Below are 16,345 nucleotides of genomic sequence, written 5' to 3'. Positions count from 1 at the left end.
GCGCAGGTTCCTGATCAGTTACGGGAAGGGAACAGCCCTTGCAGGGCGATGCTGAAGTTCACCACCAGATACGGATTCATCGTTCCCACGGGCACGCCGCTGCCGGGTATGGCCAGGGTTCCGCCAATGGTGGTGGTGGCGCCTTTCAGGGCGACCGGCGAGGTGCCTTGCGCGTCGGAGTAGATCGCGGCCGAGGGCGGCCCGCCAGGGACGGATGCACCGATATAGGCATTGGTGGTGGTCGGTGCGGTGACCGGATTGCTGGCGACGCTCGCCAGGTTGATGGTGGTGCTGACGGTCAGGCCGGTGGTGGGGATCGCTTGCGGCGGCAGGTTGCTGCCCAGGATGGAGACGTGTTCGGTGCCGCTGGCTTCACCCATCACCCGGGTCGTCAGGCCCGGTCCGGTGCCCTGGGCAATGGGCAGGCGGCTTTGCAGGTTGGGCAGGCCGAAGCTCTGCTGGCCATTGCCACCGTAGGTCGTTCCCAACAAGGCGAACAACGCATTGTACTGCTGGATATTGAGCAACTGGCCGTTGCAGAGCGCCCAACCGTTAGGGGCGAAGTTGAAGCCGAACATCTGGATACTGCCGAGAAATACGTCCATAGATCCTTATCCTTCAGCTGTGTTAAGTGAAGTGCCTTGCCCGTTGGACGGGCTGCGTAGGCCGCCGGTCCGGGTCTGCTGTGCACCGTCTTGAAGCGTAGACGCTGTCCTGGCCAGCGCCGGGTTTTTTGCATGCTCAAGGTCGTGATGGGAACAGTCAGGCAAGGCGGTATCGTTCTAGCCTACAATCACCGCGTCATACCCCCAGCGGGTGCAGTTGTCGATTTCTAGAGGATGGTGATGGGCGTTCCGAGCAATGATGAAGTAGCAAAACGACTTTACGGTCAGCCTGTCACGCATCCGCAATCCCTTGTCCAGTTGCTTCGCGAACCCTGGCTGATAGCCCTCCTGCTATTGGCCGTGGCGTTACGTCTTTATGAACTGACGGCCTCGGCGATCTGGGGCGACGAAGGCTCCAGCCTGCTGCTGGCCCAGTTCCCGCTGGCCGGCATCTGGTCCCATGCGTCCCACGATGTCCATCCGCCGCTGTATTTCATGCTGCTGCATGTCTGGATCGGCCTGTTCGGCAACTCGATCCTGTCGATCCGCATGATGAGTGCGGTGCCCGGGGTGATCACGGTGCTGCTCGGTACCTGGCTGGCGCACCTGGTCGCCAACCGGCGGGTCACGATGCTGACCTGCCTGCTGCTGACCCTGCTGCCCACGGCCGTACGCTACAGCCAGGAAATACGCATGTATTCGCTGATGGGCGTGTGGCTGCTGGGGGCCACCATTGCCCTGGTGTATTGGGTTCGTGAGCCCGCGCGCCAGCGTTATCTGGTGATCTATGCGCTGCTGATGGCGGCCTCCTTCTATACCCACTACTTTTCGGCGTTGTGTGTGTTGTCGCACTGGCTCTATCTGCTGGTGATCCGCCCGCAGCCCGGCAGTGCACACCGTCACATCGCGCGCCGCGAGTGGTGGTTGGCCAATGTGGCGATCGTGCTGTTGTTCCTGCCCTGGCTGCCGGGGCTGATCGACCTGGTGCGGCATATGGAGGAGTTGAAGGTCGGTGGCGATGTCGGCTGGGAGCCGCCGGTCACCTTGCGCTCGCTGCCGTCGATGCTCTGGCAACTGATGGCCCAGGACGACGGCGAAGGCATGCCGCTGTGGCTGTTCGTCACCTTGCCGGGCGTGATGGCGGCCGTGATGACATTCCTTGTCTGGAGTGATCGCAGCCGCTACCGCTTCGACACGCTGCTGGTGATCTACAGCGCCCTGCCATTGCTGCTGGTGTTCGCCATTTCGTTTGCCTCGCCGGTGTTTATCGAGCGTTACCTGACCGTGCCGGCGCTCGGCCTGCCGATTATCCTGGCCCTGGCCATCGACCGCCTGGCGCGGCGCTTCAAGGTCCTGGCCGTGTTGCTGCTGCTGGCGGTCCTGGCGGTGGAGGGCGTGGGCCTGAAGAACAACTACACCGTCGACGCCGGCGATCAGTTCAACAATATGGTCGAGTACATGAACCAGCACAGCGTCGCCGGCGACCAGGTGGTGCTGGGCGATATGTTCTGGCTGCTCACCTGGGGCTACTACGACAAGAGCGCCACCGCGCCGCGGCTGTACACGCCGCCCACTGCCAAGGGTGTACCGACCCGGCCCAATAACTATGGTTTCGGTACGCTGATCGATGAAAACGCCGGCGTCTACCTCGATCATCTGGACGACCTGCCCCAGGGCAATGGTCGGGTCTGGTTGGTGATGAGCCGGGTGGCACCGGATGAGTTCCCGTTTATTCCGGACAATTGGCGAAAAATTGACCAGCATGCCGGAGGCGACACCCAAGCGGTTTTATATGAGGTCTGTCATCCTTCGTGCAGTGATGACTAACCGCTATAGGCTTGACTTAGAGCTGCCAAGTCGTTTTTAAGGCCATAAGTTTCTCTGTCTATGGTTCTTTTAGACTTAAAACGCTGATGGTTGATATCAAAATACTACTAGTGTGAATTATTCCCTTTAAGCTACGCTTTGTCCTACAAATGGACTTCCGTTTAGGGTGAAGGGATTGCGTAGTTTTCACTTTATCTCCGGTTTACCGCGCTCAGGGTCAACCCTGCTGTCCGCCATTCTTCTCCAGAATCCCCGCTTTCATGCCGGCATGAGCAGCCCGGTCGGCACCCTGTTCAACAGCGTGCTCGAGCAGTGCAGCGCCGGCAGCGAGTTCGGCGCGGTGATCGACACCGATATGCGCCGCCGCTTGTTGCGCGGGCTGTTCGAATCCTATTACGCCGACAAAACCGGGCAATCGGTGGTCTTCGATACCAATCGCCAGTGGACCGCGCGCCTGCCCGCGCTGATGGACCTGTTCCCCCAGTCCAAGGTCATCGCCTGCGTGCGCAATGTCGCCTGGGTCATGGACAGCCTCGAGCGGCTGTACCGTGCCAACCCTTTCGAGAACACCAAGCTGTTCAACGACGAGATCGAGCGCAACACGGTCTATAGCCGTTGCGAAACCCTGGCCCAGCGCAATCGCCTGGTGGGGTTCTCCTGGACCGCGCTCAAGGAAGCCTATTACGGCGAGCACGCCGACTCCGTGCTGCTGGTCGACTACGACCTGTTGTCCCAGGCGCCGGAGCGGGTATTGCGGTTGGTCTACGACTTTATCGGTGAACCTTGGTTCGAGCACGATTTCGACCATCTGGTGTATGACGCCCCGGCATTTGACCAGGCCCTCGGGGTTGCCGGCCTGCATAAGGTCAAGCCCAAGGTGGCGATGGAGCCACGGCGTACGATTCTGCCGCCGGACCTGTTCGAAAAATATGCGACGCTGTCGTTCTGGAACGATGGTTCAGCCAGCGCCGCCAATGTTATTCGCATGAAAACCAATGCCGCGGTCAGTTGATCGCGGTTTTTTATTCCAACAAAAAAATCCTTTGGGCGTGTGAGCGCTCGAGTGCAGGTGAAGCATGTGGTGGAGCAAACAGAAATCGCGGGCTGAAGGCGTGAGAACCCTGGTTTCACCCATGATCATTCCGCTCGAGCCGCGCATGCTGTTCGACGGTGCCGTGGCCGCCACCGTGGCCGAAGCCGCGCAGCCGGCCAGCCACGCCACCACCGATGCGGCGAAGGCCCCGGCCACCGATCACGCGACCGCGCCCGCCGATGCCCACCCGCAATCCGATGCCACACCGACCCCGGCGCCAGCCGCTGTACCGGGCCAGTCGGTGGTTTTCGTCGACTCGCGGGTGCAGGATTTCGACAGCCTGCTCAAGGGCGTCGCCCCTGGCACCCAGGTGGTGGTGTTGCAGGCCGGCAAGGACGGCCTGCAACAGATCGCTGATTACCTGGACACCCATCAGGGTGTGAGCACCGTGGAAATCATCGCCCACGGCAACTCGGGCGACCTGTGGCTGGGCAGCACCTACCTTTCGTCGACCAACGTCGCGGCGCGGGCCGACGTATTGGCGCGCATCGGCAATGACATGAATGTCGGCGGCGATATCCTGATCTACGCCTGTAATACCGCCGAGGGTGCCACCGGCCTGGGCTTTGTCGACTCCCTGGCGCAATACACCGGGCGCGATATCGCCGCGTCCAACGACCGTACCGGCCTGGGCGGCGACTGGACCCTGGAAATTTCCACCGGGGTCATCGAAAGCCACAACGTGCTCTCGGCCGACGCCATGGCCGCGTACCAGTACGCCCTGTCGACCATTACCGTGACCAGCAACGCTGACAGTGGCGTCGGTTCACTGCGTTCGGCCCTGAGCAGTGCGGTGGCGGGCGATATCATTACCTTCAACGCCAGCATGACGGTCAACCTGAATTCGCAACTGGTCATCAGCAAGAACCTCACCATCGAAGGCGACCTGGACCACAACGGCACACCCGATGTGATCCTCAGCGGGCAATACAAGACCCAGGTGCTCATGGTCAATTCCGGGATCACCGCGACCCTGGACGGGCTGGTCATTACCCAGGGGTTGGCGGTGGGCAATGGCGCGGCGGCCGGGGTCGACGGCACCGCGGCGATGGGCGGCGGTATTGTCAACGCCGGTAACCTGACCCTGAACAATGTCACGGTGACCAGCAACGCGGCCTCGGGCGGCGGCGGCGGCGGCGGGGTCACGGCGCCCTACGTCGGCGGCGCGGTTGGTGGCGGCGGCGGCGGCGGTGGTGCTCTTGGCGGACAAAATGGTGGTCATGGTGGTAGCTCGGGCTTCGGTACGGGGGTCTATGGCGGTACCTCCGGCACCGCCAACCATGGCGGTACCGGCGGCGGCTACAACCCCAGCTACATGGGTGGCAAGGGGGGGAGCAGCACCGGCGGCGCGGGCGGTATAGGCGCCGCCAACTACAGTAACGGTGGGGCCGGCGGCACGGCGAACAACGGCACCATCTCGATTGGCGGCGGCGGTGGTGGCTCCGGTTGGGACAAGCCTGGCCGGGCCGGCGCATCGGCCAGCGGCGGTATCTACAACGCCAGCACCGGTACCCTGACCATCGTCGGTACTTCGGTGATTTCCGGCAACATCGCGGCTGGCGGCGGTGGTGGCGGCGGCGGTGGCCTGGGCGGCTCCGCCGACTCCGGTGGCGCGGCCGGCAAAGGCGTCGGCGCGATCTGGAACAAAGGCACGTTGTTGATGACCGCCGCCAACTTCGCGGCGATGACCGGCAACGTCGGTGGCAGCGGCTCCGGTGGTCCGGCGCTGGGCGGTGGCGGTACCGGCGCCAGCGTGGCGGCGGTGAACAATATCTTCAACGACGGCGGTACGCTCAACACCGCCTATGCGCCGGCGCCGACCGCGACCATCGTGGTGACCAACACCGCGCAGCATATCGGCAGCACCTCGCTGGTGACCATTACCTTCAACCAGGCAGTGACCGGCTTTACCAGCGCCGACCTGACAATTAGCAACGGTATCCTGGGCACCCTGAATACCAGCGACAACATCACCTACACCGCGACCTTTACACCGAACTCGAGCGTGACCAGCGCCACCAACCATATTGTCCTCGACAATACCGGCGTCACCTCCACGTCGACGGGTACACCGGGAACCGGCACCACCTCGTCCAACAACTATGCCATCGATACCGTGCGTCCGACCGCGACCGTCTCGGTGGTCGCGCCTACGCTGAGCACCACGGTCAACTCGACGGTGAACATTACCTTCAGCGAAGCGGTGAGCGGTTTCAGCCTGGCCGACATGACGGCGTCCAATGGCACCCTGAGCAACCTGACTACCAGCGACAATATCCACTGGACCGCGACCCTGACGCCGAGCGCCAGCAACAACAGCAGCGGCAACGTCATCACCCTGGACAACACCCTCTATACCGATACCGCGACCAACGCCGGCACCGGCACTAGCACCTCGAACACCTATGTTGTCGATACCGTGCGGCCGACCGCGACCATCGCGGTGTCCAACACGGCGCTGAACATCGGCGGTAACACGTCCCTGGTGACCATCACCTTCAGCGAGGCGGTCACCGGGCTCACCGCCGCCGCCTTCACGGTCGCCGACGGTGTCCTGAGCGGCTTGAGCAGCAGCGACGGCGGTATCACCTGGACCGCTACCCTGACGGCGACCGCCGGGGTCACCCATACCGGCGATGTCATCGCCTTGAACAACACCGTGGTCAGTGACGGCGCGGGTAACGCCGGCAGCGGCAGCACCAACTCCAACGCCTATGCCGTCGATACCCAGCGGCCGACCGCCACCGTCGTGTTCGCCAACACCAACCTGGGCATCGGCCAGACTTCGCTGGTGACCATCACCTTCAGCGAAGCCGTGACCGGTTTCACCAACGCCGACCTGGCGGTGTCCAATGGCACCCTGAGCGCGGTGCAGACTAGTGACGGCGGCGTCACCTGGACCGCGACCTTCACCCCGACGGCGGCGATTGTCAGTGCGAGCAACCACATCACCCTGGACAACACCGGGGTCCAGGACATGGCGGGCAACGCCGGCAGCGGCAGCACCACGTCGAACAACGTGGCCATCGACGGCGTACGCCCCACCGCGACCATCGTGGTGGCGGACAACGCCCTGAAGATCGGCGATACCTCGTTGGTGACCATCACCTTCAGCGAAGCCGTGGTCGGTTTCACCAACGCCGACCTGACCATCGCCAACGGCACCCTGAGCGCGGTGCAGACCAGTGACGGCGGCGTCACCTGGACCGCGACCTTCACCCCGTCGGCGAGCACCACCGCCGCCACCAACCTCATTACCCTGGACAATACCGGCTACACCGACACCAGCGGCAACGCCGGGACCGGTAGCACCAACTCCAACAACTACGCCATCGACACCCAGCGGCCGACCGCGACCATCGTGGTGTCCGACACGGCGCTGAACATCGCCGGTAACACGTCCCTGGTGACCATTACCTTCAGCGAGGCGGTCACCGGGCTCACCGCCGGCGCCTTCACGGTCGCCGACGGTGCCCTGAGCGGCTTGAGCAGCAGCGACGGCGGTATCACCTGGACCGCGACCCTGACCGCGACCGGCGGGGTCTCCCATACCGGCGATATGATCACCCTGAACAACACGGTTTTCAGTGACGTTGCGGGCAACGCCGGCAGCGGCACCACCAACTCCAACGCCTATGCTGTTGACACCCTGCGGCCGACCGCCAGCATCGTGTTCGCCAACACCAACCTGGGGATCGGCCAGACCTCGCTGGTGACCATCACCTTCAGCGAAGCCGTGACCGGGTTCACCAACGCCGACCTGACGGTGTCCAATGGCACCCTGAGTGCGGTGAGCACTAGCGACGGTGGCACCACCTGGACCGCGACCTTTACCCCAGCGGCGGGTATCGCCAGCCCGAGCAACCACATCACTCTGGACAACACCGGGGTCCAGGATACGGCGGGTAACGCCGGCAGCGGCATCACCACGTCCAACGACATGGCCATCGACACCCAGCGCCCGACCGCCACTGTCGTCGTGTCGAACGATCACCTGGGTATCGGTGGCACCTCCACGGTGACCATTACCTTCAGCGAGGCGGTGAGCGGTATGACCCTGGCCGACCTGACGACCGACAACGGCACCCTCAGCGGCTTGAGTACCAGCGACAACATCACCTATACCGCGACCCTGACGCCAGTGGCGGGCATCACTCAGAACAACAATCACATCGTCCTGGACAACAGCACGGTGATCGACGGTGCCGGCAACAGCGGTAGCGGGACCACCAGCTCGAACGCCTACGACATCGACAGCGTGCGCCCGACGGCAACCATCGTGGTTGCCAGCCCGACCCTGGCGGCCGGGCAGAGTTCATTGGTGACCATCACCTTCAGCGAGGCGGTGACCGGCTTCGACAACAGCGACCTGAGCGTGCCCAACGGTATCCTGACGGCAGTCAGTACCAGCGACGGAGGCATCACCTGGACAGCGACCTTCACCCCGACCGACGGCGTTCACGACACCGCCAACGTCATCAGCCTGAACAACAGCGGCGTGCAGGATGGGGCGGGCAACGCCGGCACCGGCATCACCAACTCGGGCAACTTCACCATCGACACCGTGCGCCCGACCGCGACCATCGTGGTGGCGGATAACGCCCTGAAGATCGGAGAAACCTCGCTGGTGACCATCACCTTCAGCGAAGCCGTGACCGGCTTCAGCAACGCCGACCTGACGATTATCGATGGCGGCACCCTGAGCGCGGTGCAGAGCAGCGACGGCGGCATCACCTGGACGGCGACCTTCACCCCGACCAGCAACATCACCAACAGCAGCAACGTGATCACCCTGGACAACAGTGGCGTACAGGATGCGGCGGGCAACGTCGGCAGCGGCAGCACCAACTCCAATACCTACAGCATCGACACCCAGCGTCCGACCGCGACCATCTCCGTGGCGAACAACAACCTGGGGATCGGCCAGACCACAACGGTGACCATCGCCTTCAGCGAAGTGGTGACCGGCTTCAACCTGTCCGAGCTCAGTGTCCCCAACGGCACCCTGTCCAACCTGGCCAGCGCCGATGGCGGCAAGACCTGGACCGCGACCCTGACCCCGACGGCCGCCGTCACCGATGCCACCAACCTGATCGTGCTGGACACCAGCCTGGTCAGCGATACCGCCGGCAATGCCGGGTCCGGCATCGCAATTTCCAACAACTACGCCGTCGATGCCACCCGGCCGACCGCGACCATCAGCGTCGCCAACCCGAACCTGACCGCCGGCCAGACCACCGTGGTGACCTTCACCTTCAGCGAGAAAGTCAGCAACTTCGACCTTTCGGAGTTGAGCGTGGCCAACGGCGTGCTGTCCAACCTGGCCAGCGCCGACGGTGGCAAGACCTGGACCGCGACCCTGACCCCGACGGCGAACGTCACCGACCCGAGCAACTTCATCACCCTGGATAACAGCCTGGTCACGGACCTGGCCGGCAACGCCGGGACCGGCTTCGCCAACTCCAACAACTTTGCGGTCAATACGGTCGCGTTGGGCGGCGATCCGCAGTTCCGCGTGGACACGCCCGTGGCGCGGCCGGATGCGCCGAACCAACCGCTGCAGCCACAGATCAGCGTCGCTCCGACCGGCAACCTCGGCTCGCCGCTGGGCTTCCCGCCGTTGTTCGAACAGCGCAGCTCGGGAGATGGCCTGCCACCGTTGGGCAATATCTTTATCAATCCGAACGTGCTGGCGCCGAGCTTTATCGCCCAGGTGTTCAGCAGCGACAGCGGTGCCACGGGCAGTACCAGTGGTTTCCTCGGTTTCGGCGGCGGCGATGGCGGGGTGTTCGGCAGCAGCACCATGTCGAGCATCTTCAATCGCGAGTCGGGCAACAGCGACACCTCGGCCAATCAGGTCTTCGACCGTAATGGCAAGGGCCTGGGCGAGCCGGCACAGGGCGCGCGCGGTATTTTCGGCGCGCCGACCCTGGGGCAGCAATTGCAGAAAATCAAAGACGGAGAGCAGAAACAGCTGCATGAACTAGCCTGGGCATTGGAACAAGTCGGCATCAGCGAAATGTCGGCCTGAGCACTATTGGGAAGCTGCGCCGACGCTGGTCGACGCCTATAAAAAAAGAATGCAGTAGTCAGGGGCGGTGCAAGGGATGAGAAGAGGTCATAAGTTGTTCAGCGTCAGCTTGCTGGCGCTGGTAGTTAGTGGTTGTGCCGTCACCAGCCAGCCGATCGATCGTAGTGTCAGTGAACAACGTGCCAAGAGCGACATGCAGACCATGTTCAAGGATCAGGAGCCGCTGAATGGCCCGCTGACCTTGCACCAGGCCATGGCCCGAGCGGTGAAGTACAACCTTGAAGGCCGCCTCAAGATCATGGAAGAGGCCCTGGCCAAGCGCCAACTCGACCTCGCCAGCTTCGACATGCTGCCACGCATGGCGCTGTCCGCCGGCTATGCCGGGCGCAACAACGTCAGCGCCTCCAGTAGCCAGAACGTCCAGACCGGCGAGCAGTCCCTGGTCCCTTCGACCTCCCAGGACCGCGACCGTCGTGTCGGCGACCTGACCATGGTCTGGAACGTGCTCGACTTCGGCGTGAGTTACATCAACGCCAAGCAACAGGGCGACCAACGGCTGATCGTCCAGGAACGTCGGCGCAAGGTGGTCAACACCATCGTCCAGGACGTGCGGTCGGCCTACTGGCGCGCCGTGGCCGCCGAGCGCCTGCTCAAGCAGATCGACAGCCTGATGGCGCGGGTCGAGCAGGCCCAGGGCAACAGCGAGAAAATGAGCGACCAGCGTATCGGCGACCCGATCCAGGCCCTGGGTTACCAGCGCGCTTTGATCGTCGCCACGCGCCAGTTGGAAGAACAACGCAAGGCGCTGACCCTGGCCAAGACCGAGCTGGCGACCCTGATCAACCTGCCCATGGGCACCGAGCTGACCCTGGCGACCCCGGAAAACTACGAGATTCCGGAACTCAAGGTCGACATGGGCAAGCTGGAGCAGGAAGCCCTGGCCAACCGTCCGGAACTGCGCGAGCAGGACTACCAGACCCGCATCAGCGCCAACGAAACCCGCAAGGCCATGCTGCGCCTGCTGCCGGGCCTGGAATTCTCCGCCGGCGGCCATTACGACAGCAACTCCTTCCTGGTCAACGACAAGTGGGCCGACTACGGCGTCAAGGTCACCTGGAACCTGTTCAACATGATCTCCGCCCCGGCGGCCATCGACGTCGCCAAGGCCGGTGAAGAAGTCGCCACGGCACGCCGCCAGGCCATGTCCATCGCGGTGCTGGCCCAGCTCTACGTGGCCAATGCCAACTTCAACGAAGCCGTGCGCCAGTTCAAGACCAGCCAGCAACTGTCGAATATTGACGGGCAGATCGCCGGTCAGTTGCGCAACCGCTACAAGGCCGCGGGGCTCGGTGAACTGGACCTGATCCAGGGCGAGCTCAACACCTTGCAGGCCGACCTGCGCCGCGACCTGGCCTATGCCGACCTGCGCAACGCCTATGGGCAGATCTTTGCCAGTGCCGGGCTTGATCCGCTGCCGCCGGAAGTCTCTTCGACCAAGATCCAGGCGATTGCCGGGGCCTTGGCCACCCGTGAATCCGACTGGGCCGCGGGTAAGATCGATGACCCTGTGAGGCCTGCTCAAGCGAAATGACCGACCTGTCCACGGGGTCCATCAGCGCCAGCCGGCGCGAGGCCTGTGTCGAACACTTGCTCGACAGGCTGGGCGCGGGCGGAGTGATTCCTTGAGCCGGCCGGCGTTTTCCCGCCTGCCGGTCGCCGTGGACCTGCCGCTGCTGCGCCAGGCCCTGGCGCAGGTGGGCGACAGCGCCTGGGTAGCGCATTTCAATCGCGATTATTTCACCGGCGAGTGGAGCGGGGTGGCGTTGGTGTCCGCCAACGATGCCCCGGGCGAACTGGCGCCGGGCAAGGGCGAGGCGGTTGCGCGCAAGCCTTGGCTGGAGGACTCGCGCTGGTCCTATGGCTTGCAGGGCCTGCCGTTGGAAATCCGCTCGGCGCGCCTGTTGCGGCTGGGGCCGGGTGGGCGAATTCATGAACACCGTGATTACGACCTCAGTCCTCCGGACGCCGACCGGCGCCTGCATATTCCCCTGCTCAGCCCGCCCGACGTGGAGTTCATGCTCGACGGGCAGTGCATTCCCATGAGGGCCGGCGAGTGCTGGTTTCTCGATCTGGCGCGGCCCCACAGCGTCGACAACTGGGGTGATAGCGAGCGGGTTCATCTGGTGCTCGACTGTCGCCCAAGTGCCTGGCTGGAACAGCAGATCGCCGCGGGCCTGCCGAGTACTCCGGCGCCCGGCCTGGGGCGGGCGGCCATGGCGCTCGAACAATTTCGCCAATGGCTGGAGCGTGACCCGCAGCTGTGCCGTGAGCTGCAAGCGCAAACCGACAGCGAGGCTTTTATCGCCCGGACCCTGGAGCGGGCCGCCGCCCATGGCTTGCACTTCGCCCATGAGGACCTGCGCGCGGCCATGACCCGGGGCCGGCGTTGGAATCCACCATGGACGGTCTGAAGGACTGGTTGCCGATTCGCGTCTGGCGCGAAGACGCCTATTGGCGTGTCGATTGGTGCTGGTTCGGCGAGCGTCGTCTGGATCTGCCGTTCTTTGGCGATTCGGTGGACGCGGCCCTGCAGCTGCCGTTCAACCAGGTCTTTCGGCGTGAGACACCGCTGGCGGTGCTCAGCGAGTGGCAATTGCCGGCGGTGGCGCCGAGCGCCTTTATCTATCACGCCTCGCGCTGTGGTTCGACGCTGATCGGTCAGATGCTCGCGCAGTTGGACAGCCATATCGTGATCAGCGAGCCGCCGCCCCTCGACCGCCTGTTGCGTGATGACCTCGATCCGCAGGGGCGGCGTGCGGCCCTGCAGGGTTTGTTGGCGGCCTATGGTCAGCGACGCAGTGGCGGCGAGCAGGCCCTGGTGATCAAGCTGGACGCCTGGAATATCGGCGAGTTGCCGTTGCTGCGCGAGTGTTTTCCCGAGACGCCCTGGCTGTTCCTGTACCGCGATCCGCTGGAAATAGCCGTGTCCCATGTGCGCCGGGCCGGACTGCATATGGTGCCGGGGATGATTGGTCATAGCGTATTGGACACCCCGGGGCAGGATGACTCGCGGGAGGACTATATCGCGGCGCGCCTCGGGCGGATCCTTCAGAAGGGTTGGGAGCACTGCGTGGCTTTTGGCGGTTTGCCGGTCAACTACAGCGAGTTGCCGGGGGCGCTGGAAGGGCATCTGGGGGAGTTCTTCGGACTCGACGCGGAGCAACGCGACCAGGTGTTTTCCGTGGCCCGACAACACGCCAAGCAGCCAGACCAGGTGTTTGTGCCGGATAGCCAGGACAAGCACCGGGAGGCATCGGAGCGGCTCAAGGAGCGGGTGGCGTTCTGGGCCGAGGGGCCTTATCAGGCATTGGAAACCTTGCGGGCCGAACGCAATCCTCCAGGAACATCCGGCCGTCTCTTGATCGCGCGCAATGGACGTCAACGCTAACGCGCGTCAGGTCTTATCTTTCTGTGACAGATCCGCCATCCCCTTCAACAACTCGATCGGCAGCGGAAACACGATGGTCGAACTCTTGTCCCCGGCAATCGACGACAACGTCTGCATATACCGCAACTGCATGGCCCCCGGCTGGCGCCCGAGCATTTCGGCGGCCTGCATCAATTTTTCGGAGGCCTGCAATTCCCCTTCGGCGTGAATCACCTTGGCCCGCCGTTCCCGCTCGGCCTCGGCCTGCTTGGCGATGGCGCGGATCATCGACTCGTTGAGGTCCACATGCTTGATCTCGACATTGGCCACCTTGATCCCCCAGGCATCGGTCTGGGCATCGAGCACCTGCTGGACATCGGAATTGAGCTTTTCCCGCTCGGCCAGCAGCTCATCCAGTTCGTGCTTACCGAGCACCGCGCGCAATGTGGTCTGCGCCAGCTGGCTGGTGGCGGCGAGAAAATTCTCCACCTGGATAATTGCCTTCTGCGGGTCGAGCACGCGGAAATACAGCACCGCATTGACCTTTACCGAGACGTTGTCGCGGGTGATCACGTCTTGCGGTGGGACATCGTGGACCACGGTGCGCAGGTCCACCCGGACCATCTGCTGCACCAGCGGAATCAAGATGATCAGCCCCGGTCCCTTGACCTGCCAGAAGCGTCCGAGCTGGAACACCACGCCGCGTTCGTATTCACGCAGGATGCGAAAGGTCGATGCCAGCAGCATCAGCAGCAGAAGCGCGAGCAGCGCGCCGGAGCCCAATTGCAGGACCATGATCAATCTCCTCGCCTTGGCGGGTCGTCAACGGCTTTCACTTCCAGGAGCAGGCCCTTGCGTGCGATGACCCGGACCTGTTGGCCGGGATGCAGCGGCGTGGGGCTGAGGACCTGCCAGTTTTCGCCTTGCAGTTGCACCCAACCGGCATAGGCATCGCCGGCTTTCAGGGCGGTCACCGGGGTCAGGCTGCCTTCCAGTCCGGCATCGCCACTGACCACCTGGCGCTGGCGGGCCTTGAGGGCCGCGACGATCAAGCCGACCAGCAGGAGCAGCCCGATCAGCATCAGGGTGAGTTTCAACGGCCGTGCGGTGTTGTCGTCGAACAGCTGTGGGTCGAACAGGACCAATGTGCCCGCCACGACGGCGACCAGGCCACCGAAGCCGATCACGCCGAAGCTGGGCAGGAGCGTCTCGGCGACGATCAGGGCGATACCCAGCAGGATCAGCCCGGAACCGGAGTCGTCGAGGGGCAACACGATCAGGGTCACGACGGAGTCGGCGCCTTCGGCAAGCTGGTGCCCGACGGGCCAGACGATCAGCCACCCGATCAACAACCAACGCCACCAGCAACGACCGCTCACTTGTATTCTCCGCGAGTTCGTTACCCCCATCTAGAAGCTTAGTCGAGTGAGGGCGCCCCGCCGGATAAACGCAGGCTTAGAGCCCCACGGAACCTGTAGGAGCAGGGCTTGCCCGCGAAGCTTTTAGCGATCTCAAGGCCCCTTTCGCGGGTAAGCCCTGCTCCTACAGGTTCCTTGTCGGCTCAAGATTCCGCGTATGGCCGAATTTGTGGACTCGAAGCTTTAGACCCGACTCGACTATCGAGGACCTGTGATAGCGAGAACGGTTACTGACGTTAAGCCGACGCTCCACGGCGAACTGCCTAGACTCTTACTCAAGGAATGCAGCAAACCCATCGCCCTGGGGCATTCGACAGGGCCCGGAGGTGCATCATGCGCATGGCAAAAACCGTGCAGCGCAGCCTGGAACAGGCGCACTGCGAATTCGACCTCGTCGCTCATCCGCATTCGTCCAGCAGCCTGGAAACTGCCCGCCTGGCGGGGATCCCGGCCGAACGCATGGCCAAATCGGTGGTGCTCGACGACCAGCACGGCCACTACCTGATGGCGGTCCTGCCCGCCAGCCAGCACCTGGACCTGAGCAAGGTCCGTGGCGCCAGTACCTGGCAGATCACCCGGGAAAGCACCCTGGCCTATCTGTTCCAGGATTGCGAACGCGGGGCGGTGCCGGCGCTGGGTGAGTCCTATGGCTTGAAGATGGTGGTCGACCCGCAACTGACCCGCCAACACGACATCTACCTGGAAGCCGGCAACCACCACAACCTGGTGCATATGCAGATGGACCAGTACCTGAAGCTGGTGCCCCATGCCGAGGTGTGCGAGGTCTGTCACTAAGACCCGGGCGCTGTCTGTTTTCGACTCACGCGGTGCTTCACAGCGGGAACGCGCTTGCTCGCGAAGCTGTCTGACCAGCATCGCCCTTTTCCTTGTACCGGAGACCTCCATGGAATCGCCTGACCACAGTCTGCCATCCCTGTTCAAGCAATTGGGCCTGCCCGATGACCCGGCCGGCATCGACCGATTCATCGCCACCCATTCGCCACTTAAGCCGGAGCTGCACCTGGCGGACGCGTTTTTCTGGAGCAAGAGCCAGGCGGATTTTCTGCGTACCGAGATCCTGGACGATGCCGACTGGGCGGAAGTGGTGGATCAGTTGGATGTGTTGTTGAGGAAGGGGAGAGGGGTGTAAAAAAAAATGTGGAAAATGCCCTAAATGTAAAAAAATCTGGGGAAGAGTAAAAAAATCTGGGCTTTAATCGCGTTAGTCAGTTTTTTCTGTGGTCGTGTGGCCAGCGAGATTGTCCTAGTGTCGTTCAGTTAAGAACGATCCCAAGTCTGACAAGAAACTGTGGGAGCAGAGCTTGCTCGCGAAGAGGTCCCTGAAACCGCTAAAAGCTTCGCGGGCAAGCTCCGCTCCCACAGTCACTCGTTGTCTTCTGGATCGGCGTCATGCTTGGTAACGCTTTATTCGGCCTTGGGCATTTTGCCTCTGTTGTGTCCCTTGATTTTTCAACTCTATAGTTTGACCCGTCGGCACCTGCTGACAGCGGATTTGGCGATCCGATCAACCATGGCTTTAGGTCTATAACTTTGGAGCCATAGTCATGACGACATATCACCCGTTAACCACTAACCCCGCCGGCACCCCAGTCCTGCTGATCGACACCCAAGCCCCGCTACGCCTGCTCCACGAAACCGCCTGCGCCCGCATCCGTGCGGGTACCGCGCAACTGGAAACCCTCACCTCGGTCACACGACGCCGATCTGTACCGGCTGACCAACGGGGCTTACCTGCTGCTGCAGGATGGCCTGGATATTCTCGACCGGATCCAGTTCCGTCTCCCCCGGGAAACCCCATTGCAAGCGTGACGCGTGGCTTTCACCCAATCGCTGCTCGTTCCCATTGTGGCGGGCAGCGCCGTCCACGGGCACGGAGCAACGGTGCAAGAACGCTGAAGTTTCCCAAGCCAAAACAGCAGAATT

General features: G+C 63.0%; 12 protein-coding genes. 8 read left to right on the top strand and 4 right to left on the bottom strand.

The genetic code is table 11. The annotated features are described in order from the left end of the window. Positions 1 to 14: 14 nt before the first annotated feature. Complete coding sequence (locus tag HX830_RS29460) at positions 15 to 605, bottom strand: phage tail protein (protein ID WP_152741824.1); 591 nt, start codon at positions 603 to 605, stop codon at positions 15 to 17. A 240-nt stretch (positions 606 to 845) separates the two neighbouring features. Here HX830_RS29460 and HX830_RS29455 point away from each other — a divergent pair, with 240 nt between their 5' ends. From HX830_RS29455 to HX830_RS29430, 6 genes are all read left to right on the top strand, one after another. After that, entirely contained in the window at positions 846 to 2,432 is a 1,587-nt protein-coding gene (locus HX830_RS29455; RefSeq protein WP_177104189.1) for a glycosyltransferase family 39 protein, read from the top strand. A gap of 166 nt (positions 2,433 to 2,598) precedes the next feature. Beyond that, entirely contained in the window at positions 2,599 to 3,444 is an 846-nt protein-coding gene (locus HX830_RS29450; protein WP_177104187.1) for a sulfotransferase, read from the top strand. Between the two features lie 121 nt (positions 3,445 to 3,565). Continuing rightward, complete coding sequence (locus tag HX830_RS29445) at positions 3,566 to 9,556, top strand: Ig-like domain-containing protein (protein WP_256350816.1); 5,991 nt, start codon at positions 3,566 to 3,568, stop codon at positions 9,554 to 9,556. Between the two features lie 94 nt (positions 9,557 to 9,650). Then, positions 9,651 to 11,147: a TolC family protein gene (locus HX830_RS29440; protein ID WP_177104201.1), complete on the top strand. Its 1,497-nt coding sequence runs from the start codon at positions 9,651 to 9,653 to the stop codon at positions 11,145 to 11,147. Between the two features lie 91 nt (positions 11,148 to 11,238). Beyond that, on the top strand, positions 11,239 to 12,027 hold the full coding sequence (locus tag HX830_RS29435) for an aspartyl/asparaginyl beta-hydroxylase domain-containing protein (protein ID WP_152741819.1): 789 nt from the start codon (positions 11,239 to 11,241) through the stop codon (positions 12,025 to 12,027). Further along, positions 12,015 to 13,004 carry a sulfotransferase family protein gene (locus tag HX830_RS29430; RefSeq protein WP_248764420.1) on the top strand — a complete coding sequence of 330 codons (990 nt, stop codon included), beginning with the start codon at positions 12,015 to 12,017 and terminating at the stop codon, positions 13,002 to 13,004. Before HX830_RS29435 ends, HX830_RS29430 begins: the two co-directional genes overlap by 13 nt. A 6-nt stretch (positions 13,005 to 13,010) precedes the next feature. On the opposite strand, the gene HX830_RS29425 is transcribed toward HX830_RS29430, so the two are convergent. Both HX830_RS29425 and HX830_RS29420 read right to left on the bottom strand, forming a co-directional pair. Beyond that, positions 13,011 to 13,778, bottom strand: coding sequence for a slipin family protein (locus HX830_RS29425; RefSeq protein ID WP_103496037.1), 768 nt, complete (start codon positions 13,776 to 13,778; stop codon positions 13,011 to 13,013). 2 nt (positions 13,779 to 13,780) lie between these two features. Then, the gene (locus HX830_RS29420; RefSeq protein WP_247263348.1) at positions 13,781 to 14,362 is read right to left on the bottom strand and encodes an NfeD family protein; all 582 of its coding nucleotides are present in this window, start codon (positions 14,360 to 14,362) and stop codon (positions 13,781 to 13,783) included. A gap of 372 nt (positions 14,363 to 14,734) precedes the next feature. On the opposite strand from HX830_RS29420, the gene HX830_RS29415 reads away from it, so the two are divergent. Then, positions 14,735 to 15,196 carry an aminoacyl-tRNA deacylase gene (locus HX830_RS29415; protein ID WP_152741817.1) on the top strand — a complete coding sequence of 154 codons (462 nt, stop codon included), beginning with the start codon at positions 14,735 to 14,737 and terminating at the stop codon, positions 15,194 to 15,196. A gap of 109 nt (positions 15,197 to 15,305) precedes the next feature. Beyond that, positions 15,306 to 15,551 (top strand): DUF2789 domain-containing protein, encoded by a 246-nt coding sequence (locus HX830_RS29410; protein ID WP_152741816.1) that lies wholly within the window; start codon positions 15,306 to 15,308, stop codon positions 15,549 to 15,551. Positions 15,552 to 16,111: 560 nt separating this feature from the next. Here HX830_RS29410 and HX830_RS29405 read toward each other — a convergent pair. Then, entirely contained in the window at positions 16,112 to 16,249 is a 138-nt protein-coding gene (locus HX830_RS29405; protein ID WP_177104185.1) for a hypothetical protein, read from the bottom strand. Positions 16,250 to 16,345: the final 96 nt, after the last annotated feature.

The organism is Pseudomonas gingeri, assembly GCF_013385425.1.
In the GTDB taxonomy this organism is placed as follows: domain Bacteria; phylum Pseudomonadota; class Gammaproteobacteria; order Pseudomonadales; family Pseudomonadaceae; genus Aquipseudomonas; species Aquipseudomonas gingeri_D.
This window is presented reverse-complemented; position numbering and strand designations above follow the sequence as displayed.

Bases quoted from the DNA above. Each gene is read 5' to 3' on its own strand.
- HX830_RS29460 (WP_152741824.1), bottom strand. From the start codon at position 605: ATGGACGTATTTCTCGGCAGTATCCAGATGTTCGGCTTCAACTTCGCC.
- HX830_RS29455 (WP_177104189.1), top strand. From the start codon at position 846: ATGGGCGTTCCGAGCAATGATGAAGTAGCAAAACGACTTTACGGTCAG.
- HX830_RS29445 (WP_256350816.1), top strand. From the start codon at position 3,566: ATGATCATTCCGCTCGAGCCGCGCATGCTGTTCGACGGTGCCGTGGCC.
- HX830_RS29430 (WP_248764420.1), top strand. From the start codon at position 12,015: ATGGACGGTCTGAAGGACTGGTTGCCGATTCGCGTCTGGCGCGAAGAC.
- HX830_RS29425 (WP_103496037.1), bottom strand. From the start codon at position 13,778: ATGGTCCTGCAATTGGGCTCCGGCGCGCTGCTCGCGCTTCTGCTGCTG.
- HX830_RS29415 (WP_152741817.1), top strand. From the start codon at position 14,735: ATGCGCATGGCAAAAACCGTGCAGCGCAGCCTGGAACAGGCGCACTGC.
- HX830_RS29410 (WP_152741816.1), top strand. From the start codon at position 15,306: ATGGAATCGCCTGACCACAGTCTGCCATCCCTGTTCAAGCAATTGGGC.